Raw genomic sequence first — 23491 nt, 5'->3', positions numbered from 1 at the left:
TCTTCTGAAGTATTCACTGAAGGTGCCGGGCAAATTCATACATTCACTTTTGGATCCCCCGGGAGAATAGCTGCTCCGGGATGAAATCACAATTAAAAAATTGTGTGGTTACAGTTTAAACGCATCAGCTTTATTTTTCAAAATTGAATTTAAGTAATTTTTGAAAGAAAAGCCCGGAAAACGCACTGGAGTCTGTAAAACGGACAAATAGAGCGCTTATAAAATTATTTCACTCTTAAAACCTGTATATTTTGTACTAGCGACCCTCATATAGGCACCTAATTTATTCGTAGAAGAAAAAGAGGGTTGAAAGACAGATAAGATACAGCAATGGGGAAACAGGTAGATTGAGTCCATATAATTGTGTAAAAAGATTCCCCGAACATACCTCTCTTGTCGAGCGGTACCAGCGCCATTCGAAAGAATGGAACCAGGCCTTCGGCTTCAGGCTCATCCATGGCAAGAACTTTAAAGACACAGCCTACCTGTTTCATACATCGCCCAATACAGCCGTCCGGCGCTTTGATCGTATCTCGGCGTCTCACCTGAAAGAAGTGGAGGAACTTCCTCGCGTGATTGCGATTGATGAATATAAGGGAGATACGGACCGGGGCAAGTATCAGGTCATCATCGCTAACGCGGATACCGGGGAACCGATTGATATCCTACCGGATCGGTCGGCCGAGACCGTAAAAGACTACCTGAAGAAGAAAAAGTCGAACGTAGAGTGTGTCGTCATGGACATGAGCTATGCCTTCAAGTCGGCGGTGAACAAAGCATTGAATAACCCCATTATCGTCGCCGACCGTTTTCACTTCTGCCGGTATATCAACTGGGCTGTAGACCGTGTAAGGAAAAGAGTCCAGAAGGACTTTCATGATTACGACCGGAGAAAGTGTAAGAGAATGAGGCATGTCTTTCACAAACCCTATGAGTCCCTGTCGGATAAACAGCGATGGTATCTGGAAAGATACCTCCATCTGTCTTCAGAATTGAAAGTGGCTTATCGATTAAAAGAGGCGTATCAAACGTGGTTTGAGGTAGCAAAACAAGGAGACATCAAGCAAGTGAAAGAGGACCTATATGCCTTTTATGACCTTGTGGCTTCCTCAGGGATGAAAGAATTCATGGCCGCGGTGGATACGTTCAGGAACTGGCAGACCGAAATCATGAATAGTTTTATGTTTGATTACAGCAATGGTTTCGTAGAAGGATTGAACAATCAGACGAAAGTGTTGAAACGGAATGCCTTCGGCTTTCGCCGGCACGACCGGTTACGGGCCCGCATTCTGATGCATCACCAATTCAAGCACTTAGGTAAAAACATAGGATAAAGGGGCGGAGGAAAGAACCTCCACCCCAACATTTGAAATAGAACCGCTTGATACGATGTATATAGAAGGTGGCCATCCTACATACCAAGGCAAATACATAGAAAAGTCGGTTCCTTTGTAACGTTCAGGAACCGACTTTCTACGTTCGTTTATCAAACAGGGGAGGCTCCCCCTTTCTCTCACTTGTAATTAAGGGACATCATCATTCCCCCATGCCCCTCTGTCCCATTGTTCGCCATGTGATGAGGAGTGTGGCAATGCAGAGGCCAGTTCCCTGGGTTATTGGTTTTGACTAGTACGTCAAATGTTTCCCCAGGAGACAAGGTGATACTATTTCTTTGCATTTTCATAGCTTCCGGCAGGGGGTTTCCACCCTGATTTTCGATTTCAAATTGGTGACCGTGAAGATGCATCGGATGAGGACTATGGCCAATACTTGCAAGACGAATCCTTACCGTATCCCCCTTTGTTGTTTCAAGAGAAGGAATATCAGGGAAGCATCTTCCGTTTATCGTAAAATAATTGAAAGCATGAGAGTGAGGGTCCACTTGAAAGCTTCCTTTTTCCACACTACCATGCTCTACATCTTTCAACGCAAATTCTTGCAACAACAAAAAATAGTCATGATCGATTGGATCATTCTCTTCTTTGATGATCAGTCCGCCTGCAAGCCCCATCATTTGCTGTTTCATTGAATTATAGTGAGTATGGTAGAGGTGAGCTCCGGGAGCGTTAATAATGGTGAACTGATAATCATAATAGTCCCCCGGCTCTATGGGAGGGGAAGGTTGTACACTGATTCCGCCATCCACTTTCTCAGGTATATCCAACCCATGCCAGTGCACGCTCGTTGATTCTGGTAGATTGTTGTATACACGGATGTTCACTTCATCCCCCGGATTTACCACAAGCGTAGGTCCCAGTATGGAGCCATTGTATCCCCATCCTTCTATGAACACTCCTTCTAATATTTCTTGCTGTACGGGCTCTGCAATTAGTTCAAAATGTTTCCTCCCATTTTTCTTCACGCCAAAAAGTTGATTTTCCTCTCCTGTTGTCATTTTGACTCTCCTCCCTTTCGAAGTATGTTTTGTAGTTCGTACAAGGCACCCTCAACCTCTTTTTCTACAATGAGCAAAGTTCATTGCATTCAATGGGAAGACTCTGCTTCTTTATTTCTCTTCAAAAACCAATGTTCCCCACCGAAAGTAGCTAAGATAAATAGAAGAGACACAATAACAATTAATAGATCAGACTGAATTTTCACGTAAACAAAGGCTCCAAGTACGATGGCATCCAGCAACAAAGCCGTAACCACAATTGCTGAGTTTGCTCCGGTTTCTTTTTTGAGGTGTTTCCACACTCCCCAATGAACGATCATATCCATGACCAGGTATAATATCGCACCTACCGATGCAATTCTGCTTAAATCAAACAACACGGCAAGAGCCATGGCCAGAACGACGGTATACACGAGCGTGTGCTTCTGAATACGTCCGGGCATTCCGAAATGACGATGCGGGATAAGACTCATATCTGTCAGCATCGCAAGCATTCGTGATACAGCAAAGACGCTGGCAATGATCCCTGAAATAGTCGCAATGATCGCCAGTGCAACGGTGAACCATACCCCGTATTCTCCAAACGCAGGTCTCGCGGCTTCTGCAAGCGAATAGTCCTTTGCTTCGATAATACGATCGATAGGAAGATTGGATGAAACGGCCCAGGCGATCATCAGGTAGACGAACAAACTTATCGAAATGGAGGCGACAATCGCCCGTCCCACATTTTTCTTCGGATTCTTGATTTCCGATCCACTGTTCGTGATAGTCGTAAATCCTTTGAATGACAAAATCGTAAGGGCGACAGCAGCAATAATCGAAGCAATCCCTGTATCCGCTGCGTTAGTTCCTGTAGTACCGGCAGGATCAAGTGTAAACCCAGCCACCCATAACCCACCGGCGGAAAACACAAGAAGGCCAAGAATTTTCAACAAAGAGACAATAGATGTAAAGGTCTGAATGAACTCATTCCCAGATATATTTACTATAAAAGCGAATAGTAAAAGTCCCACCGCAAGTAAAGCTACTAACCATCCCGATGACTCACTTCCAAAAATCTGTAACGTATAGGTTCCGAACGTACGAGCCACGAGGCTTTGGTTGATGACCATCGAAATCGCCATCAGCATGGCAGCTGAAGCAGTGATGGTCCCTTTTCCATATGCTTTCACGAGGAACATTCCAACGCCTCCGGCAGATGGGTATTGCTGACTCATCTTCACGTAGGAATAAGCACTGAACCCAGTGACCACTCCTCCTATGATGAAAATAAGTGGAAACCATACCCCCGCCAGTTGTGCGACTTGACCAAGCAAGGCAAATATCCCTGCGCTGATCATAACGCCGGTACCAAGACCGACAGCACCAGTCAGTGTCAAGCTGTTCTTTCTATATTCACTCATCGCTCTTTCCTCCTTTTTGTCTGTAAAACAGTATCCCCGGAAATATGCAGAAAGTATGCATGATTGCTACCTATCAAACTTTTTTCTCACAAAAAAACCTCTATGTTCTATTACTTCATCCACTTATACCCCACGCCCCACACTGTTTTCAAATGATCATCCACTGGAAATCCGGAGCGTCGGATCTTCTCCCGGATATTACGCACATGGGAATCAACGGTACGCCCCCATGTATCGGATTCGAACCCCCACACAAGGTCCAAAAGGTCATGGCGATCATACACATGGTTTGGTCGCTTCAAGAGAAGCCCAATCAATCGGAACTCCTTAGGGGTAAGTGCGATAGCATAGTCCTGATAGGATAACTCATACGTACTCTCATCCCATCGTAATCCATTGACCTCCATGGCAGAAGGAGCATTGCGGCGGAGGAGCGTTTCAACCCGTGCAAGAAGAATGTCCTCGTCGAATGGTTTCGTTACATAATCATCCGCCCCTGTCTTCAAGCCTTTGATCACGTCTTTTTTCTGGTCTTTCGCCGTCAGCATAAGGACAGGAACATCGCTGAACGTGCGAAGTCGCTGACACGTTTCAAAACCATCCATCTCCTTCATCATAATATCAAGGATGACAAGGTCAAAAGGGGTGGTCTTCACTACTTCCAGGGCCTTTGCTCCACTCCGGACTTTCGTTGTTTGGTATCCATAGGGCAGCAAATACAATTCGATCAAATCGAGCATCCGTTGCTCATCATCCACGATGAGAATGTGTGTCATCAGCATCTTCCTCCGGCAGTATTATAAGAATCGTCAATCCATTTTCATTAAATGCTTTCACTGTACCTCCGTGCATCTCGACAATTTCTTTCACGATGGCCAGACCTAGGCCTGAACCTCCCTGTTCCCGGGACCTCGCTTTATCTACCCGATATAAGCGTTCAAATAAATGAGGAAGAGACTCATCTGGTACTCCCGGTCCCTGATCAGAAATACACAGCCTCACTCCTTGCTCCGTTCTCTCTCCTTCGACTTGAATAACCGGAATTTCCCCTCCATAAAGCAGCGCGTTTTGAATAATGTTAACCAGGACTTGCTTCATACGGGTTCGATCAGCAGTCACGTATAAATCATCCGGCACATGAATGGTCAGTTGTGCCTGCTTTTCCTCGATGAACGGTTCGACCTGGGTCGCCACTTCCTCGAGCAAAGAAGAGAGATGGGTTACAGATGGCTCGATGACAAAAGCATTCTCTTCCATTTTGGCCAATTGGAAAAGCTGCCTTACCATCGAGGTTAACTGATCCGCTTCTTCCCGGATAATAGTGAGGTATTTTTCCCGTTCCGCCTCGGATATCCCCCGTCTGGAGGCTACATCCGCATACCCCTTCACATAAGTGAGAGGAGTTCTGAGTTCATGAGCCACGGAAGACAAAAAATCATTGCGTTCCTTCTTCAACCGCTCCAGATCTTCCGATAAACGATTAATAGAAAAAGCCAGAGTACCAAGTTCATCGTTATATCGATCATCAAGTTCCATATCCGCCGTTCCCTCGCTCAATTTCTCCGTGACCCGCTGCATACGTATGAGGGGTCTGGTGATGATTTGAGAGAGTGCAAACACAAGCACAAGCGTAATAAATGTGATCATTCCCATGACTATGAGGAATTGTTTCGACAATTGAGACAAAATATCCCGGATGGTCTCGGAAGGCGAAAACATATATACACTCCCTCTATATTCTCCATCAATCATAATAGGAGAAAGCGTGGCTACATAAGGATTCTCTCTCCAATTGTCTTCGATAATTCTACTCCCGCTCTCCGGAGCAGCAGTAGTGCGTCTCACCACTTCCTCCTGAAAAGGCTTCCCTTCCGACGAACGATGGATGATATCTCCCTCTGTGTTCGCAATAATCACATCGGTAGAAGCCTCCGCTTCCATGAGAGTGACGTGTCGAAGCGTTGAAGCGTCAAAATTATTTTCCAGAACGTCCTTGTGCCCCGCTCCCCTTGCAAGAAGGCCATCCATCACTTCTGTGATTCGCTGAGTGGAAATCGACGTATAAAGAATAAAAAACAAAGATAGTTCAATCAAAAGCATCAGAATGAAAAACAGAAGTCCGAGTTTCACCGAAAGTTTCCGTCTCATAGCACCCCTCCGAATTTAAAAGCCGGTCCACCCGTTAAAGAAACGATACGTGAGAAAGGAAGTAAGATCCGACATCCAGCCGAAAAACAAGAATACTCCCATTAGAATCATCATATACCCTCCGAAGGTGACAATGCGATGATTATATTTCTTCAGCCATTCCATCTTCCCGATAAAGGAAGCCATCACAAAAAACGGAATAGAGAACCCAAGGACATAACTCACCATATAAAGAACCGCTTCATCCGGCGAGGAAACCCCGAGAGCAATGACAGCAGCCAGGATAGGTCCTGTACACGGGGTCCATCCTGCAGCGAATGCCATCCCTACCGCACTTGATCCTATGTATCCCGGCGGCCGGTTCTTCAATGTCACCTGTCGTTGACGAAAAAAGAGTTTCGGCTTGAAAAAACCGATAACCACGAGTCCCAAAAGCGCGATGAAAATAGCTCCGAGTTGACGTAATAGGTCATCATATCTCAGAAACCAACTTCCGATCCACGAAGTCGAAAAACCGATGGCGATGAAAATGATAGAAAACCCTATTAAAAAGAATAGCGTGTGAAGCATCGGTTGTTTTTGAAAAAAGGTTCGCTTCCCTTTCAGGTCGTCCACAGACATTCCAGTAATATAAGAAAGAAAAGCAGGATAAAGGGGGAGGCAGCATGGAGAAATGAACGACAGGAAGCCTGCACCGAATGCAAGCACGATATTCACATCAGCCATCTAATCGCCCTCCCCTTCTGGGACGATACGTTCCATGTATCCGTTTATCTCCTGTTCCGTCATGCCTGCAGTAATTCTGTCCACGACGTATCCGTTCTCATCAATGAGGAAAGTGACAGGAATAGGACCGATGCCATACGTTTTCAGGAGAGCTTCTCCTGTATCCATAGGTATAGGAAATGTCATGTTTTTCCGTTCTACAAATCCTCTGGTCGTCACTTCCGTCTCTCCAACGTTCACCGCAAGTACTTGCACACCTCTATCTTCGAAGATTTTAGACTGCCTTTCTATATAAGGCATCTCTTCTTCGCAAGGCTTGCAATAGGTCGCCCAGAAATTCAGAAATACCCCTTCTCCTTTATAGTCACTCAAACGAACCGTTTCTCCTTCGAGGGTCTCTAATTCAAAATCCGGAGCCTTATCTCCAGCTTCGACAACGACAGATTCTCCGGAAATACTCTGATAAACAACAAAACCTGCGAGTCCAGCGAATAAAAGAAGCACCGCTGTTCGCATCCACAGACGCCTTTTCTTAGTTTTTGACATGTTGCTTCCCCCTTACTTAGCACTAGGATGTACGTAAAATAAAGACAAAAGCTGCGCGGAATCGTTACCCTGGCTCTCCCTCCGTGAGTATGCTTTTCCACGTTTCTCCCTCATCTTCCGTCATGTAGCTGCTTCCGTTCATCGTAAAAATCGTAAGTTCTTCCTTCTCCGGATGTACAGCTGAATACAGGACCGCGTCCTGCCCGAAATCCGGAAGGGGGATATCGGTGATCGTCTCCGACTCCAGGTCATAGGTTTGGAACGATGCTTCGTTTTGAAGCAGTCCAAAATATAGTTGATTACCTGTAAAAGTAAGACCGGACGCCTGCCCCGTTTCAGAAATCCTCTCGAACGTCTCTCCGGCATCGGTGCTCAGGAACACACCGGATTCCGCGGCAGCAGCTACCATCTCCTCATCGCTCGGATGTACAGCTAATTGGAATAATTTTTCAGGAAGATTTTCAGCTGCCATCGCTTCAAAGGTTTCCCCTCCATCGAAACTCCGGTGGAACCCTGTATCGAGATTGTCATCCGGCTGGCTATTCAGGAGATAGATGGCTTCATTTTCATACCCGACACCCATAAGGTGAAAATCACTCTCTCCTGTAAATCCGAGGGATTCGAGTTCTTGCTTTTTCACTTTACCTTTCTGAAGACCAAGAGGATTCGGCAAATCTGAAGATGCCCCCGGGTGGCCGGACACATACATCCCTTCTTCTGTTGCGTTGAATCCCATGTAATCATTTTTATGGTGCGGACTCTCCATCCACTCATTATCCTTGTACACTTTCAAACCGTCATGGGACGCAAATGTCACCCCTTCCGCATCGGTATAACCGATGCCATGCACGTGTTCAATGGTGCCTTCCATTTCTTCAAGCTGGACGTTCCCTGTCCCTGAGCTTCCTTGATTTTCTTCTGTAGTCTCTTCCGTTTCGTCTCCACTACAAGCCGCCAAAATTAGTACCAAGCCACTGAACGCAAGAGCTGTTTTTTTATGTTTCACTGTCCATTCCCCCTCCATTGAGCTTCTTCCACTCTGCCAGAAAATTGTCGAGATTTTCTGCAGATATCCTCCCTAATTTCAGATCATTTTTAAAACCAATACGTGAGCGTATCCATGATGCCAATCAGCAAAAGAAGTGCTCCGGCTATTTTCTGGATACGGCCACCTATTTTTCTTCCATTCTTCATCAATGACTTCTTATCGATACCGAACCAGGTAAATAGAAACAGAAAAAACAAGAGAGGCATAGAAGTACCTATCGCAAAAATCGGCGGTAACGCTGCCCCATAAGAAGTTGTGAGCACCATGGGCATCAATGTCATGAAGAAGAGAACAAACATCGTCGGACAGAAGGCAAGTGTAATGCTAACGCCGAGAAGAAAACTTCCTGTTTTGCTGTTCCTTATAGACGGAAGGAGTTTGCTTCCGAGCGATAGCGTCCATTTCATAGAAAAGACTCCTATCATGAACAGTCCGATTCCGATAAGCATCGGGCCGATAGCTTTGCGGAGATAAGGAAACCAGGAAGATAGTTCCCCCTGGACCTCCTTTCCGAATAGCCATACGGCCAGGCCAAGAACAGAGAAGACAAGCACCTTTCCAAGCATGAAATAAGTGACATGCCCCCACGGAACTTTATCCTTAAACGTCTGATTTCCATAAATGGTCATCGCCCCTACGTTCCCCGTCATTTGACACGGAGCCACGGCTCCGACAAGTCCCAGAAAAAAAGCTCCTAGTAATGGAACCCCTTCCTGTTGGGATGCCAGTTCCATGAAAGGTTGACTAAAAAATCTGCTTACTTCATTAAACAACTGATACATACCCCCCCTATCTCTATTTGTTAGTGTACAAGGGAATTATGCAGATTTTGTGTATACGAGGTGGTGGGAGTCCGACTTTTGTAATTATGCGTCTCTTGGTTCTGGTCATCCTTTACAGTAACAGCTAATGTCTTTTCATTATGAGTGCCCATATACGCTGAGCTGGACAAAAAAAGAGAGAGGGATTCCCCCCTCTCTTACGAAGCCTTCAATAATTTAGCATTGACTGCAACAATAATGGTACTCAAACTCATCAATACTGCCCCTACTGCAGGACTTAGTACAATGCCAATCGGCGCTAGGACACCTGCTGCGAGTGGGATGGCAAAAATATTATAACCTGTCGCCCACCAGAGATTCTGGACCATTTTCCGATAGGTTTTTTTCGATAAATCCATTAGTGCCACAACATCATTCGGGTTGCTTTTCACAAGCACCACATCAGCTGTTTCCATTGCTACATCCGTACCTGCGCCAATAGCAATTCCCAAATCAGCTGTAGCAAGTGCCGGCGCATCATTCACACCATCACCCGTCATAGCAACCTTCCAGCCTTTTGCTTGTATTTGTTTCACCTGATTCGCTTTGTCATCCGGTAAAACTTCTGCATAGACTTCATCGATACCCAGTTGTTTTGCTACCCAGTTTGCAACCTTTTTATTGTCTCCTGTTAGCATAATGGAATGTATTCCATTTTCCTTCAGGGTTGAAATAGCTTCTTTTGCTGTTTCACGAACGATATCTGCTAACGCGATCATCCCGATCAATTCATCTTCAAGCAGAACAAATACGACGGTCTTTCCTTCTTCTGACATTTCATTAAACAACTGCTGATCGTAACTAAAATTATTATCACTTACATAACCCGGACTGACAACATTTACTTTTCTTCCGTCCACTTTCCCTTGAATTCCTTTTCCTGTTATCGACTCGAAATCAGTTAATTTTCCTAAAGCAACCTCTTGTTCTTTCGCTTCCTTCACAATCCCGGTTGCTATCGGATGTTCAGAGTTTTGTTCTACAGTGGATGCATATTTTAAAAGATCTCCTTCGTTATATCCCTCACTAGGCACGATATTAGTTACACCAAATTCACCTTTTGTCAGTGTACCTGTTTTGTCAAAAACAACCGCATTTAAATTACGTGCCCCTTCAAAATTAGCACGGTTCCGAATTAGCAATCCTTTTTTGGCAGAAATAGATGTAGAAACTGCTACAACAAGAGGTGCTGCTAACCCGAGTGCATGCGGACAAGTAATAACCATAACGGTAACCATCCGTTCAATGGCAACATCAAAAGAGTACCCCAAGAGCAACCAAATAAATAAGGTTGCAAGACCAGCAGCTAGTGCAAGGTAAAATAACCACTTAGCCGCGCGGTTCGTCAAATCCTGTGTTCTGGATTTTGATTCCTGTGCTTCCTTTACCATTGTAATAACCTGTGATAAATAGGAATCTTCCCCTGTTTTTTCAACCTTTACGGTAAGAGAGCCTTCCTTATTAATCGATCCGCCGATGACTTCATCACCTTTATTTTTTTCAACCGGAACAGATTCCCCCGTAAGCATAGATTCATCAATAGCCGAATTCCCATCAATAATCGTTCCGTCTACAGGGATCTTTTCGCCCGGTCTTATAAGTACCCTGTCATTATTTTCCAACTCCGATAATGGGACATCCTGTACTTGATCATTATCATCTAATCGATGTGCTTCGTTTGGCATAAGTTTCACCAGCTGTTCAAGCGCGTTAGATGCACCCATCACAGACCGCATTTCAATCCAGTGACCGAGTAACATAATGTCAACCAATGTAGCCAGTTCCCAGAATAGCTGACTGCCTTCCCAGCCGAATACAACCATGGTGCTGTATCCGTACGCTATGGTAATCGCAAGCGCAATGAGTGTCATCATTCCAGGGTTCTTATCTTTCAACTCACTGATTCCGCCTGTTATAAATGGCCAGCCACCATAGAAAAATACTACGGTTGATAATGCAAATAAAATATACATATCACCAATGAAACGCCAATCAACTCCCATGAAATCTTGAATTATAGGTGATAAAGCGAGAATTGGAATGGTAAAAATTAAAGAAATAAAGAATCGTTTCTTGAAATCTCCAATCATATCTCCATGATCATGGTGCCCATGACCTCCGTGGCCGCCATGGTCATGTCCCCCGTGACTGTCATGGTCATGAGCATGACTTTGATGACTGTCATGGCTATGTTCTTCACCATCATGATGGTCATGGTTATGGTGGTTGTGTTCGCTATGCTTATGTTTTTCGTCCTCATGTTTTGCCATTAATATCACTCCTTCTAAATTATTTCTTTAAATAAAAAAGCTGATTTTCCAGTCAGAAAACCAGCTTTTTTATTTTTTAGGCACTAGGCACTAACATCATAGCCTTGATCTTCAACAGCTTCTTTTAGTGTATCAACATTTACTTTTGATTCGTCAAAAGTAACATCTACTTTGCCAGATTTTAAGTTAACTTCAGCTGCTGATACGCCATCTAATTCATTTAATGCACCTTCAACGGACATTTTGCAATGTCCGCATGTCATGCCTTGAACATCTAGCGTTTTTTGTCCCATGCTTTTTCACCCCCTTTAAAGGTTTTAGAAAAAGTTATATCTTAACTCTCTTCAAGCGAAGGGAGTTAGAAACAACACTTACTGAACTTAATGCCATAGCTGCACCGGCAACCCATGGTGCAAGTAATCCAACTGCTGCAACCGGGATTCCTGCTGTGTTGTAGCCGAATGCCCAGAAGAGGTTTTGACGGATATTTCTAATTGTCGCATGGCTGATTTTAATGGCTTTCGGTATGAGCAATAGCTCCCCACCAAGAATCGTAATGTCAGCAGCTTCAATGGCCACTTCTGTACCAGTTCCAATGGCAATTCCAATATCGGCGATTGCAAGCGCAGGAGCATCATTTACCCCGTCCCCAACCATTCCAACCTTTTTACCTTGTAACTGAATTTCTTTTACTTTATCCGCTTTTTCTTCAGGCAATACTTGGGCTATTACTTGATCAATTCCTACCTGCTTTGCAATTGCTTGTGCAGTTCGCTCGTTATCGCCTGTTAACATGATAACTTCCAAGCCTTCTTCTTGTAACTCTTTAATTGCTTGTGGTGCTGTTTCTTTAATCGTATCTGCAACGGCAACAATTCCGCGATACTTCCCATCAACAGCAATTAACATCGCTGTTTTTCCATCCACTTCATAGTCGATCAATTCCTGCTCCGCACTACCAACATCAACTTGGTGATCTTGCATGAGTTTTCGATTTCCTACAAGAATGTTATTGCTGGAAATCGTAGCTTCGATACCATGACCAGGTATCGCATTGAAATCATCTACTTCACCTAACTCAATATCTTGTTCTGTTGCATAGGCAACAATCGCTTCTGCAAGTGGATGCTCGGAACCTTTTTCCGCACTAGCGAGTAATTGTAATGTCTCATCATCACCTGTAAAGTTTGTTACTTCAGGTTTTCCTTTTGTAATTGTTCCCGTTTTATCCAACACGATTGCATTTAATGCATGGGTACGCTCGAGATGTTCTCCACCTTTAAAAAGAATGCCATTTTCTGCACCTTTTCCTGTGCCAACCATAATAGATGTTGGTGTTGCAAGGCCTAAAGCACAAGGACATGCAATCACAAGGACAGCAATCGCTGCGACTAAAGCAGGTTCAAATTGCCCAGGTTGGACAAACGCGATCCATACAGTAAATGTTAAAATGGCAATACCTACAACGATTGGTACGAAATAGCCGGAAATGACGTCGGCTAGTCGCTGGATTGGTGCTTTCGATCCCTGTGCATCCTCGACTACTTTCACAATCGATGCAAGTGCCGTATCTTTACCAACCTTCGTTGCATGCATTTCAATCGAACCGTTTTTGTTTATCGTTGAGCCGATTACGCTAGCATCTACGTCTTTTTCAATCGGGATGGACTCCCCTGTAATCATCGATTCATCTACAGAGGTTCTTCCTTTTACAATCCTACCGTCCACAGGTATTTTTTCTCCAGGTTTTACAACTAATCGATCACCAACGACAACTTCCTCAACTGGAGTCATGATTTCCTCGCCATTTCTTATCACGCGAGCTTCTTTTGCCTGTAAATTAAGCAAAGAAGATAGTGCATTCGTTGTCTGGCTTTTTGCTCTTGTTTCCAAATACTTCCCAAATAAAATCAACGTAATGATTACAGCACTTGTTTCAAAGTACAAATGCGGTTCGTACACTGGATTACCGATGGTCCTAAACGCTTCGAATAAACTATAGAAATATGCTGCACTCGTTCCTAATGCAACAAGTACATCCATGTTTGCCCCGCCATTACGAAGGTTCTTATATGCACCAACATAAAACTGCCAGCCGATAATAAATTGTACTGGTGTTGCGAGTGCAAATTGGAACCACGGATTCATGAATATATACGGTGTATTCATATTAAATAAATGAACCAACATGGTTACTATTAGCGGTGCAGTTAACACGGCTGAAACAATTAATTTCGTCTTCATATTTTTAATTTCTTTTTCTTTATGCGTTTGCTTTTCTTCTGCTTCCGCTTTAAGTTGCGCATCATAACCCAATTTTTTGATTTTCTCAATGATTCCTTTTGTATCTACGAGTCCTGGGTTATATTCTACAGATGCCGTTTCTGTTGTTAAGTTTACATTTGCAGATTTAACCCCGTCTTGCTTATTCAATACCTTTTCAATACGGGTTGAACAGGCGGCACAGGTCATTCCAAAAACATCTAAATCTGTTTGTTCCATTAAAACGCCGTAGCCGACTTTTTCAATTTTATTCGAAATATCTTCGATGGAGGTTTTCTCTGAATCATAGTCTACTGTTGCTTTTTCTGTCGTTAAATTAACCTGTGCATCTACTCCATCCATTTTATTTAAAACTTTTTCAATACGATTGGAACAAGCAGCACAGGTCATGCCTGTCACACCAAGTGTTGCATGGTTTGTTTCGGTTTCACTCATGAATGCTCCCTCCTAACTACTTGGAAAACTGCTTCAGTACACTCATTAATTCTTCAATCGTTTCCGCGCCTTCACCTTGTTTAATCGCATCACTGACACAATGGTTGATATGTCGTTCCGTGACTGCGAAACCTACATTTTTTAATGCGGATTGAATGGCGCTAATTTGTACTAAAATATCTACACAATAGCGATCCTCTTCCACCATTTTCTGTATTCCACGAACTTGACCTTCTATACGTTTTAAACGATTAATCGTTTTTTCCTTTTCAGCTTCTGTTCTTGGGGTACTTGGGTGATCACGTAAGAATTTATCCAAATGAATCACTTCCTTTTCTTTTATACTTATACTATACCCCCGCATGGTATATTTGTCAACAAAAAAATCAGGAAAAAGTTAAATTACACCTTTTTCATAATTACCATACTAGCTAGGGGGGTATTTAGCCAAAAATACTCTCGCTCTAATCATAATGATATTAGCTATCCTACATTTAGCAGCCTTTTTATTTCATCCTTATTCCTTTCAAACCCAATCATACTTTTTGGCTTTCTCACCAACCTCAAAAGGGATGGATCAGAAAATACAAGTGCTGGTACGATTCTATTTCCCGTTATCTTTATAAGATCTTTTTCTTTTGATGGTTGTTTTGCCAAATCATATTGCTTGTGCGGAATATGATGACCTTCCAAGAATTTTTTCAGGTCCTGGCAATCCGAACAAGTAGGTCTCGTGTAGATTTCCAAATGATATTTAGCCATCTCTCCCCCCCCTATTGCTTATTCTTTTACTTCTATAATAAACTCCATGTCTTCTTCGAAAAGATCTAGCGTGAGTTTACTACAATAACCTCACGCTAGAGTTTTACTTTAAATAGCTGTTTGATGACATTACTTAAGCTTTTAATAGTTTTGCATTTATCGCAACAATAATGGTACTCAAACTCATCAATACTGCCCCTACTGCAGGACTTAGTACAATGCCAATCGGCGCTAGGACACCTGCTGCGAGTGGTATGGCAAAAATATTATAACCTGTCGCCCACCAGAGATTCTGGACCATTTTCCGATAGGTTTTTTTCGATAAATCCATTAGTGCCACAACATCATTCGGGTTGCTTTTCACAAGCACCACATCAGCTGTTTCCATTGCTACATCCGTACCTGCGCCAATAGCAATTCCCAAATCAGCTGTAGCAAGTGCCGGCGCATCATTCACACCATCACCCGTCATAGCAACCTTCCAGCCTTTTGCTTGTATTTGTTTCACCTGATTCGCTTTGTCATCCGGTAAAACTTCTGCATAGACTTCATCGATACCGATCTGTTTGGCCACCCAGTCGGCGACTTTCTTATTGTCACCGGTAAGCATGACAGATCGGATTCCTTGTTCTTTCAACTCCGCCACAGCTTCTTTGGCGGAGTCACGTACCATGTCAGCGAGGGCAATCATTCCGATGTATTCATCATTCACGAGTACGAATACCACCGTTTTCCCTTCCTCGGACATACGTCCGAAAGCTTCGGAATCATACGCGATGTCATTTTCTTTCATATAGCCAGGGCTCATGACCTGAACGTTCTTCTCATCCACATTGCCGCGCAGGCCACGTCCTGTGACTGATTCGAAATCTTCTACTTGACCAAGGGTTATCCCTCGTTCTTCCGCTTGTTCCAGGATCCCGCGTGCCAACGGGTGTTCGGACTTTTGTTCCAGGCTCGCTGCCCAATAAAGAACTTCCGTCTCCTCCACGTTTTCCGGGACAATATCCGTGACACCGAATTCTCCTTTGGTGAGGGTACCTGTTTTATCGAAGATGACGGCATCGACATTCCGCGCGTTCTCGAACTGGGTACGATTACGAATCAAAAGCCCCTGTTTTGCAGATAAAGAAGTGGAGACTGCAACAACAAGTGGTGCTGCGAGCCCGAGTGCGTGCGGGCAGGTGATGACCATGACGGTGACCATCCGCTCTACCGCCATATCCACCGGATATCCAAGTGCAAGCCAAGTAATGAACGTAATGATACCAGCACTGAGAGCCAGGTAGAAAAGCCACTTCGCTGCCCGGTTCGCAAAATCCTGCGCCCGTGATTTGGAATTCTGCGCTTCCTCGACGAGCGTGATGACCTGAGATAAGTAGGAATCTTCCCCGAGTTTCTTCACCTCAATCGTCAAGCTTCCTTCTTTGTTGATGGAGCCACCGATCACTTCTTCTTCCGTTCCTTTTTCAACAGGTACCGATTCTCCGGTAAGCATCGATTCATCGATGGCGGATTTTCCTTCTACAATTGTTCCGTCCACCGGAATCTTTTCCCCGGGCTTCACAAGTACTTTATCTCCGGAGTCAAGATCGTTCACTTTCACTTCTTCCGTCGATCCGTCTTCTTTTACTTTATGAGCCTTATCCGGCATCAGTTTCACGAGCTCTTGAAGGGCATTGGAAGCTCCCATCACTGATCTCATCTCGATCCAGTGGCCGAGCAGCATGATGTCGATCAGCGTCGCCAGTTCCCAGAAGAAATTACGTCCTTCCCAGCCGAACACGACCAGGGAACTATAGACATAGGCTACAACGATGGCAAGACCTATCAGCATCATCATGCCTGGATTTTTGTTCTTCCCTTCGTCGATGGCTCCTGTAAGAAACGGCCATCCGCCGTAGAAGAATACGAATGTCGCCAGACCGAAGAGGACGTATTTATCGAAAGGAAACGTAATACTGAATCCTAACAGATCCTGGATCATCGGTGATAATAGAAGAATCGGAAGGGTGATGATCAGGGAAATATAAAATCGCTTTTTGAAATCATCTACCATCGCTCCGTGGTCATGTCCCCCATGATCGTGGCCATCATGCCCGTCATGGTCGTGATGTTCCTGTTCTTCATGCTCATGTTGGTGGTGTTCATGTGCCATAGCTCTACTCCTTTCTATGGATTATTGACATCATTCAGTTCGAACGGGGAATAAACCCCTTCATAGTCGACAATCGTCACCATTCCTCTATCCGCATGGTTGTTGTCATGACAATGGAATAGCCATTCTCCCTGGTTGTTCGCCTCAAAATAAATGGTGTAGGACTCCCCGGGTTTCACGTTAATCAGATCTTTGACGACGCCACCGCCAGATTCCGACTGTACCTGGAATCGGTGCCCATGAAGGTGCATCGGATGGTTGAGTCGTCCCTCATTCGTTATCTCCACTTTGACGATATCTCCTTCTTCCACCTGGATCGGAGGGGTATCCGGGAAAATTTCTTCATTGATCTGCCACGTCATTCCTTCTCCCATATTCATGCCCATACTCAAATCCATGTCGTAGGAGACGTCCGCTTTCGGTATATCTTCAAAAAGCAGTTCTTCACTTTCATAAGATGTACCTTTCACAGCTTCTGTATCCGTCTCTGGAGCAGAAGAGGCTGTCTGCTCCCCGCCCGGGGAAAGGACAGGGATTTTCATATCCGCTGCATGTTCCACGTCTGTGGTATGAGCAATCTGCTCTGCCCCCTCTCCTTTCGTGAATAAGACATCAATCCTTTCTCCGGGGGCAATTTGCAACACGTTTCGACCAGATGAACTCTCCACCTTCTCGGCATCCACCGCTAGCATTTCCATCGACCCTTCAGGAAAAACGAGGCGGTGCAGCTGATATCCCGCATTCACAAAACGCAGTCTCGCTGTTTCTCCTTCTTCCATCTCGAGGGGATCAATAGCCGATCCAGCTTTTCCATTGACGGTGAATGTGTCATACATCTGTTTCGTATCCGCTTCTCCATCCCCGTTCATGGATCCCATCATCATTCCGGCCATGTTCGTCCAGTCTTCCCGGTCCTGATTCACGGCCCATTCATCAAGAATGAACGTTTTATCCTCATCAACCGATGGACCGTCTCCTTCAACGACAAGAGGGCCATACAGACCTTTATCTACCTGAAGAGAACTGTGCTGGTGGGAGTGATACCAATACGTCCCCGGGTTATCTGCCACAAACTCATACGTGAAAGACTCTCCGGGCTCTACTGCATCCTGTGTCACTCCCGGGACTCCATCCATCCTGTTTTGAAGAACCACTCCATGCCAGTGAATCGTAACCGGCACATTCAGTTCATTCGTCAATTCCACTCGGACGAAATCCCCTTTTTCTACTCGGATCGGCTCACCCGGAACCGTTCCGTTGTACGTCCAGGCATCGACGGACTCTTCTCCTTCTATCGTCCAGGAGGTCTCTTCTGCCGTCAGATCAAATTCCTTTACCGGACGCTCCCCCGCTTCGACAGCCGGCAAATCCAAGATACTCCTCCCGTTTTCATCTGTATTGATTTCTCCATCTCCGGACTCCTGCATGAAAGGGGACTGGACAAAGACCCATCCCCCGATTCCAAGCAGAATTAGAATCATGATGGAACCTGTTATATACCGTTTCATATTCTTCGCCTCCACTACTTTTCCTTCAGTTTCTTTTTCAATCGGTCGTACTCTTCTTCAGAAATTTCTCCCCGGGCCAGCCGGTTTTTCAGTGTGTCTTCGTGATTCTCTGGAGAGGAGGTGGTCGTGTTCCTATTGTTCGAGTTCCCTCCCCCGGGTTTCACCATCCAGATCACGATGACGACAATCGCTGCGATAAGTAGCAGAAAAATCAGACCGAATCCGAAAAAATTTCCGAAGAATCCGCCTCCCATGCCACTTCCGTTCATCATTCCACCCATGATTTTCATCTCCTTTTACCCATACCGGGTATGGTTTTCATTGCCTTAAAATTTTTTCTGCACTATTCCTGTTCCCCGAATTGTGCAGAAATTATGAATATCTGTGGAAAAAAGAAAAAAGATCGACTCTTTGCCGACCTTTTCCTTATTAAGCAATTTTACGGCAGGCATCTGCACACTTGCGGCAAGCTTCTGCACATTCCTGGCAGTGGTCATGATCGTGTTTAGCACATTCTTCTGCGCAGTCATCGCAGATTTTCGCACAAACGGAAGCGAGTTCAGATACATAAGCACTACCTCGTGTAATCGCCGCTTCAAGATACCCACAGATATCTGCACACTCACGGTCGAGACGGATGCATCCTGCCATCATCTTCACGTCGTCTTCTTTGAGACAAGCGTCGAAACAGTGGTTACAAGCCTCCATGCATTCGTGCAATACGTTCAATGTTTCCTGATGTTGTTGATGAGCCATCTTTCATACCTCCTGAAAAATAGTGTGTCGTCCGTGCAGTTCTTACGATAAGTGGAAAATCATAACGGACGCTTATGCAGTAGATTGCCCAGCAAATGTGCAGAAATTGTGAAGAAAAGATTTCTTAAGCGAAAGATATTGATATTTTCTCCCATAATATCATCTGAGCTTATTCAACAGGGGACAATTCTCTTTCTATTACCCATTTATGATTCTCCACTGGGTCTCCACCAGTTGTTGTTGTGAAGTCAATCATATATACAGTTGTTTCTACAGCAGATTCTATCTCAGCAGTAGCCCCGTCCATGCCTTTCATGTGCTCCGCATCTAAGGTCACTTCAGTTCCGGGCTCAAGTGGTGCTTCTCCTGAATCTTCCAACTCTTCGTGGATGACCCATTTATGATTCTCCACCGGGTCTCCACCAGTTGTAGGGTTATAAGTGACACTATAAGCGACAGTATCAAAGGCACCTGCAATTGTTGCTTCGGCACCATACATACCTGGCATATGATTTGCTTCGATAATGGCTTGGCTGCCCACTTCATAAGTTGGATCTTCTGCCTCTTCCAGACTATCAGGGACCACACCAGTACTGGACATCTGTTCAGCAAAAATGGAATGAATCGTTTCCTTCACCTCTAAAACACTGGCGCGGATATCACTGATTTCTGCTTCAGTTTCTTGAATGGATGCATCATGGCTTTCTGATTTTTTAGCTGCAGCATCCAAATTGTTTCCAGTAGCGTCTAAGCGATTCAACAAAGAGTCCAGCTTGTCCAGATACTCTTTATAGAGCTGTACTTCATCCACCGTTATAGGGGCACCTTCGATAGATCCTTCGATCGCCTCCAGCTCCGTTTGGATAGCGTTAGTTTTCTTTTCAATCTTATCTAGTCTCTTTTCAACTTTTGCTTCCCCTTGTGCTTGTCCATTGGCTTGGGGAGCTGCATTGATAGAATTTGCCGAGACTTGTCCCACTGAGAAACTGATTCCGGTAACGGTGGCGAGTGTAACAACTATTTTTATAAATCTGTTATTCATTTTATATTCCTCCTTATATTTTTCTGAAAGGTATTTGCCTTGAACAGAGTAGGTGATTCAATCTCTCAGTGCCTTCTACTCATTCTAAATTTCTATTGATCCCTCTTCTTGGAAAAGCATGCTCTCTTTTTACAACCATGACATCCTCCTTTGTCCCGAAATGGATTTAATCAGTCCAGTCAGAGATGAGCTGACTTTTTTATATTCGCTCATTATAATCACCTCTTACATAATAGGCTCTAAAAATGTGCCCATGACTTGTGCAATTAATGTGCAGTTTTTATAATAGTTCCACTTAATTTTTATAACATATTGATTCTCATCTTTTTGTAATGTTGAAGGCGCCTAAACCAAAACATTGATAAAGAGATTATTTTTCTTAAAATTATGCTCTGATAAAGTTTAGTGTTGATATTACTACAAAAAAGGAACTTCCAATTTCATGGAAGTTCCTTTTTTGTATTTGACTTATTCAACTAAAACCCCCTAATCTCGAATATTCGAGTTCAAGGTATATAAAAACCGGCCAAATGCCGGCCAGTTTCATGGAGCTTCTTATTATTATTTCAAATGTTCTTTAATGGGAACAACCCATTTCGGTAGCTCGTTGCTTTCATACGAAATGGAATTATTATAAGCCTCCAAGACGACTTCACCATTATAATGGCTATTGTCCATCACTATTAAATTGTCTATTAATGACAAATTTTGTAGCAAGTTTTCTTTTGACTTTACATGTCTTTTGAGGATGTCTTCTTTAGGAATATGATGCCCACCGTTTCGAACTCGCAAAGCAACTCGTTCAATATTCTGTTGAACATCCTCTAATCCAAGATAAAACATCGTTATTTCGAAACCATTTTCTCGAGCCTTTTTGATTCTTTTCAAAAATGTTTTCCCTGCAAGTGTCGTTTCTACAGAGAAGCTCCTTTGATTTTTGATGCAATCTCTGGCTAATTTAATCGCTGATCGTCCAGCTTCTGCCCTCTTCGACTCTGGATTAAATGAATCTAAGTGTCTTGCAATACCATCTGGATCTATATTCGTTTCAATGCCAATTTTGTCTATAATTAAATTACGTATTGTACTTTTTCCGCTGCCATTGTTACCTGCAAAAATGTACATGATCGGCTTGTCACTGGGACTCATTTGTTTCTTCCTGTCCCTCTTCTGTATATGGCTTCACTTCACCATTTGGAAATTCTTTTACTAAGCCGTTTTTTGTCGCATACACAATGTACGTGTTGTTTACTTTTGCATCTATTTTGGCTCTTTCTCCCGTCATTTTAGCCCATTGATGAACCCAACCATACTTCCCTTTACTTGAGCGTTCGTTATGTTCTAGCATAATAAACACACCACCTAGCTCATTGTTTTTCTTCTTTCTATTATATCATACGTTGAACTCCCCCATTAACTCTTACGCTAAAGAGACGAGGGTAGTTCAATTAGTAAAAAAAGGACGGTATTTACTTGGATAATAGCCCCCTATTGATGAAGACTCAGTACCAAGATACTTTTTATGTAAATTCTAGATTTAGTAAGCCATCAAAACTTACATTAGATACATTTACTTCAGGAAGGTAGCTGTATCAATAATAATCATAGGTTTGTTTAAGATACTCACATAAACATTAAAACTCTAGAACACAGAAACTACCGCTGTTGTGTGAAAGGTTCTTTGACTGATATGAAAAGAAATTTTTAATTTTATTTTTGTTTACGCTCTTCGTGTGAAAGACAAATCTATTAGAAAATCTATATTGATACTCATTATAAATTCTAACTTGATTGCGATTAATTTCAAAAACAGAAGAATCTACTGGTTCTGGATGATTATTATCTCTTAATATAATTATATGTTTAGGACTTAATGGAAGTGCAAATTCCAAAGAGATGTTTAGAGGATTTCTACGTTCAACATGCTTTAAATTAATAACTGGGTTATCCGAAATTAAAAATTCATCTGTTACGAACTGCTTTCTAACATGCTTAAAGCGAGCTTGTTCAGGGTGATTGATAATACCTAAAGACCATTGGAAATCTTCTAAAAAATGCGTGGATAAACGATCGAGAGCACCTGTATTTAAGTAATAGAAAAAAAGTTCATTATCATTTATTTCCTTTCCTTCTTCCGAGCTAAAAAGAGATTCGTAATTTTGTTCCAGGATATTATTAAAATTTTTAAGTAGCTCTCTATAAGAAGGGGTTCTAATTGACTGTAACGCAATAAAAAAAGATAACTCTTTTTTTTCCTCTTCTGTAATGATATTTTCAAATGAACTTATTTGTAATAAATTCTCTTGTGCCTGAATTTTAGAGGTAAGACTCTCTAATGCTCTTGCAAACCCGCCTTCTAATTTAGAAAAGTACTTCTCTAAATGCTGTTGATTAATTTCTTCTACGTTAAGGTCATTTTCAATATTCTCATTATAACTCTTAACAAACTCCTCAGAAAAATCGTAATAATATCTCTGTTGAGCAACATTTTTAACATGTTGAGAGGATAAGTTCTTATAAGTTATCTTATCGAAATAATCAACTTTATCTTCGTACCTGGACGAAAAAAGCTTGAGGTAACATTGTGGAACATAATGCTGTCTTTTAGTTAGATTCATTGAACATCACCTTTACATTGTTCTCATATAGATTATCTGGGTTCACACAATTTGTGTGGCTAAAATAGCTGTAAGTTTTTAATAACAACCTCTTACCCCTTTTTAATTTAATAATATTTTACCAATTAAATATTATTTTACAAAATAAACAAGTTCTAAATTTCTGACGATTTAAAAAAAGGATTAAATCTCACCGTTAAAACTTACACAACTTTGTTATTTTCATGTTCTATTGCAACCCCCCTAAGAAAACACCACCTTCTTCAAATTTCTATTTCCCTATGTAATCACAGTTTATCTCGAAACTGAGTCTTCCACTAACCTGCCCTATACTTGAAAACTCAATTTCAAGATAAATGCTGAATGAAATGAACCTGGGTAGTAAATAATTCACAATTACTAAATGGTTATATATTACATATTATCAATTCTAATTCCGATGATCGGTACCGTCAATAAGTTTGTGTAAAACAGTAGGGTGATCCTCGGAGGAGGGATTAGCTTTTCTCCTCTGTCTCAGTTTGAGACCCATACCGTTCTTCGAACATGGTGTGCAGTTCAGGGCTTGCTTC

The 23491-nt window shown here is 43.0% G+C and carries 21 protein-coding genes and 1 pseudogene; 1 reads left to right on the top strand and 21 read right to left on the bottom strand.

Going from position 1 to position 23491, the window contains the following annotated elements; translation table 11 throughout:
- Window positions 1–362: 362 nt before the first annotated feature.
- Window positions 363–1334 (top strand): annotated as a pseudogene (locus CKW00_RS12125) (ISL3 family transposase); the annotation flags it as partial.
- 179 nt (window positions 1335–1513) lie between these two features.
- Here CKW00_RS12125 and CKW00_RS12120 read toward each other — a convergent pair.
- The 21 genes from CKW00_RS12120 to CKW00_RS12020 form a co-directional block, all read right to left on the bottom strand.
- Window positions 1514–2395 (bottom strand): multicopper oxidase family protein, encoded by an 882-nt coding sequence (locus tag CKW00_RS12120; RefSeq protein WP_095822781.1) that lies wholly within the window; start codon window positions 2393–2395, stop codon window positions 1514–1516.
- An 89-nt stretch (window positions 2396–2484) separates the two neighbouring features.
- Complete coding sequence (locus CKW00_RS12115; RefSeq protein WP_076570541.1) at window positions 2485–3798, bottom strand: APC family permease; 1314 nt, start codon at window positions 3796–3798, stop codon at window positions 2485–2487.
- Between the two features lie 110 nt (window positions 3799–3908).
- Complete coding sequence (locus tag CKW00_RS12110) at window positions 3909–4574, bottom strand: response regulator transcription factor (RefSeq protein ID WP_090929046.1); 666 nt, start codon at window positions 4572–4574, stop codon at window positions 3909–3911.
- The gene (locus CKW00_RS12105) at window positions 4549–5946 is read right to left on the bottom strand and encodes a sensor histidine kinase (RefSeq protein ID WP_095822780.1); all 1398 of its coding nucleotides are present in this window, start codon (window positions 5944–5946) and stop codon (window positions 4549–4551) included. Before CKW00_RS12105 ends, CKW00_RS12110 begins: the two co-directional genes overlap by 26 nt.
- Before the next feature lie 15 nt (window positions 5947–5961).
- Window positions 5962–6672, bottom strand: a complete 711-nt coding sequence (locus tag CKW00_RS12100; protein WP_076570547.1) for a cytochrome c biogenesis CcdA family protein — start codon at window positions 6670–6672, stop codon at window positions 5962–5964.
- Complete coding sequence (resA, locus tag CKW00_RS12095) at window positions 6673–7218, bottom strand: thiol-disulfide oxidoreductase ResA (RefSeq protein ID WP_095822779.1); 546 nt, start codon at window positions 7216–7218, stop codon at window positions 6673–6675. It lies immediately after the preceding gene.
- Between the two features lie 64 nt (window positions 7219–7282).
- Window positions 7283–8224, bottom strand: a complete 942-nt coding sequence (locus CKW00_RS12090; RefSeq protein WP_233129781.1) for a F510_1955 family glycosylhydrolase — start codon at window positions 8222–8224, stop codon at window positions 7283–7285.
- Window positions 8225–8313: 89 nt separating this feature from the next.
- Complete coding sequence (locus CKW00_RS12085; protein ID WP_332889076.1) at window positions 8314–9000, bottom strand: urease accessory protein UreH domain-containing protein; 687 nt, start codon at window positions 8998–9000, stop codon at window positions 8314–8316.
- Window positions 9001–9245: 245 nt separating this feature from the next.
- Window positions 9246–11357 (bottom strand): heavy metal translocating P-type ATPase, encoded by a 2112-nt coding sequence (locus CKW00_RS12080; RefSeq protein ID WP_095822778.1) that lies wholly within the window; start codon window positions 11355–11357, stop codon window positions 9246–9248.
- A gap of 83 nt (window positions 11358–11440) precedes the next feature.
- Window positions 11441–11650, bottom strand: coding sequence for a copper chaperone CopZ (copZ, locus tag CKW00_RS12075; protein WP_090928377.1), 210 nt, complete (start codon window positions 11648–11650; stop codon window positions 11441–11443).
- A gap of 34 nt (window positions 11651–11684) precedes the next feature.
- Window positions 11685–14075: a heavy metal translocating P-type ATPase gene (locus CKW00_RS12070; RefSeq protein WP_090928379.1), complete on the bottom strand. Its 2391-nt coding sequence runs from the start codon at window positions 14073–14075 to the stop codon at window positions 11685–11687.
- A gap of 16 nt (window positions 14076–14091) precedes the next feature.
- A complete protein-coding gene (locus tag CKW00_RS12065) occupies window positions 14092–14394 on the bottom strand; it encodes a metal-sensing transcriptional repressor (protein ID WP_090928381.1) in 303 nt (100 codons plus the stop codon).
- Between the two features lie 164 nt (window positions 14395–14558).
- Complete coding sequence (locus CKW00_RS12060) at window positions 14559–14837, bottom strand: glutaredoxin family protein (protein ID WP_090928385.1); 279 nt, start codon at window positions 14835–14837, stop codon at window positions 14559–14561.
- Between the two features lie 133 nt (window positions 14838–14970).
- A complete protein-coding gene (locus CKW00_RS12055) occupies window positions 14971–16995 on the bottom strand; it encodes a heavy metal translocating P-type ATPase (RefSeq protein WP_095822777.1) in 2025 nt (674 codons plus the stop codon).
- Between the two features lie 14 nt (window positions 16996–17009).
- Window positions 17010–18503 (bottom strand): multicopper oxidase family protein, encoded by a 1494-nt coding sequence (locus CKW00_RS12050; RefSeq protein WP_095822776.1) that lies wholly within the window; start codon window positions 18501–18503, stop codon window positions 17010–17012.
- Between the two features lie 14 nt (window positions 18504–18517).
- A complete protein-coding gene (locus CKW00_RS12045) occupies window positions 18518–18784 on the bottom strand; it encodes an SHOCT domain-containing protein (protein WP_198951638.1) in 267 nt (88 codons plus the stop codon).
- Window positions 18785–18932: 148 nt separating this feature from the next.
- Window positions 18933–19259 carry a four-helix bundle copper-binding protein gene (locus CKW00_RS12040; RefSeq protein WP_076570561.1) on the bottom strand — a complete coding sequence of 109 codons (327 nt, stop codon included), beginning with the start codon at window positions 19257–19259 and terminating at the stop codon, window positions 18933–18935.
- A 169-nt stretch (window positions 19260–19428) separates the two neighbouring features.
- Complete coding sequence (locus tag CKW00_RS12035) at window positions 19429–20022, bottom strand: YdhK family protein (protein ID WP_456300068.1); 594 nt, start codon at window positions 20020–20022, stop codon at window positions 19429–19431.
- Window positions 20023–20862: 840 nt separating this feature from the next.
- On the bottom strand, window positions 20863–21426 hold the full coding sequence (locus tag CKW00_RS12030) for a zeta toxin family protein (protein WP_233129780.1): 564 nt from the start codon (window positions 21424–21426) through the stop codon (window positions 20863–20865).
- Window positions 21427–21436: 10 nt separating this feature from the next.
- Window positions 21437–21649: a hypothetical protein gene (locus CKW00_RS12025; protein ID WP_095822774.1), complete on the bottom strand. Its 213-nt coding sequence runs from the start codon at window positions 21647–21649 to the stop codon at window positions 21437–21439.
- A gap of 286 nt (window positions 21650–21935) precedes the next feature.
- Entirely contained in the window at window positions 21936–22919 is a 984-nt protein-coding gene (locus tag CKW00_RS12020; RefSeq protein ID WP_095822773.1) for a DUF4238 domain-containing protein, read from the bottom strand.
- Window positions 22920–23491: the final 572 nt, after the last annotated feature.

Source organism: Salimicrobium humidisoli (assembly GCF_002295105.1).
GTDB classification, from domain to species: domain Bacteria; phylum Bacillota; class Bacilli; order Bacillales; family Halobacillaceae; genus Salimicrobium; species Salimicrobium humidisoli.
Note: the sequence above shows the minus strand (reverse complement) of the source record. Positions and strands in the feature narration are given on the sequence as shown.